Below are 1092 nucleotides of genomic sequence, written 5' to 3'. Positions count from 1 at the left end.
CGGTGGCGCTGCTGATCGCGGCCTGCATCGACGGGCTGGATGGGCGCATCGCGCGGCTGCTGCGCGGCACCAGCCGGTTCGGCGCCGAATTCGACAGCCTGTCGGACTTCCTGTGCTTCGGCGTCGCGCCGGGATTCGTGCTGTATCTGTGGGCGCTGCGGGATGCGGGGCGCTATGGCTATCTGCCCTGCATCATGTTCACCGTGTGCATGGCGCTGCGCCTGGCGCGGTTCAATGCCAGCCTGGACGATACCGACAAGCCCAAATATGCCAGCAATTTCTTCACCGGCGTGCCGGCGCCGGCCGGGGCGGGGCTGGCGATGTTTCCGCTGTTCCTGGGGCTGGAGGCGCGCAAGCTGGGCTGGGACGGGGTCTATGCCATGACGCGGCTGCCGCTGCTGCCGGCGCTGACGCTGAGCGGCACCGCGTTTCTGCTGGTGTCGACCATTCCGGTCTGGTCGTTCAAGAATTTCAAGGTGCCGTCGGCCTATGTGCTGCCGCTGATGCTGGGCACCGGGGCCTATGCGGCCATCCTGGTGGCCGATCCGTGGGGGGCGCTGGCCGCCGCGGGGGTGATCTATGTGGCGCTGCTGCCGCTGAGCCGGCGCAGCTTTCACAAGCTGAAGAAAGAGGCGCAGGACCTGCAGGCCGAGGACGATGCGCCGGAAGCGGGCGGGCCGGCCTAGAGTCGTATCCGTTCACACTGGTTCACGGATACGGCTCTAGATCATTGTTTTGGCGAGCATCTTTATCCGATCAGATGATTCCATCTGATCGGATGATGCTCTAGCGCGGTACGGCGGGCAACCCGGCGGGGATGAGGAGGCTGGCCAGGCCGGTCATGATGGCGGCGGGGGATGGCGGGCAGCCCGGAATGGCGAGGTCGATCGTCGTGCGGTCCTGCAGCCCGCCGAGCACCGCGTAATTTTCCGCGAACGGTCCGCCGTCGATCGCGCAGGCGCCGACCGCGACCAGGGCGCGGGGATCGGGCATGGCGTGCCAGGCGGATTCGAGCACCGGGGCCATGGCGCGGGTCAGCGGGCCGGTCACCAGCAGGATGTCGGCCAGGCGCGGCGTGGCGACGAAGCGGAT

General features: G+C 67.9%; 2 protein-coding genes. One reads left to right on the top strand and one right to left on the bottom strand.

The genetic code is table 11. The features are described 5' to 3' along the window. The coding region (locus tag HUK84_RS19655) for a CDP-alcohol phosphatidyltransferase family protein (RefSeq protein ID WP_176641712.1) at positions 1 to 686 on the top strand (686 nt) is incomplete at its 5' end. A gap of 100 nt (positions 687 to 786) precedes the next feature. Here HUK84_RS19655 and HUK84_RS19650 read toward each other — a convergent pair. After that, positions 787 to 1092, bottom strand: a 306-nt coding sequence (locus tag HUK84_RS19650) for an NADH-quinone oxidoreductase subunit B family protein (protein ID WP_374729393.1), incomplete at its 5' end; no start/stop codon positions are given.

The organism is Nguyenibacter vanlangensis, from assembly GCF_013376155.1.
Taxonomy (GTDB): domain Bacteria; phylum Pseudomonadota; class Alphaproteobacteria; order Acetobacterales; family Acetobacteraceae; genus Gluconacetobacter; species Gluconacetobacter vanlangensis.
Note: the sequence above shows the minus strand (reverse complement) of the source record. Positions and strands in the feature narration are given on the sequence as shown.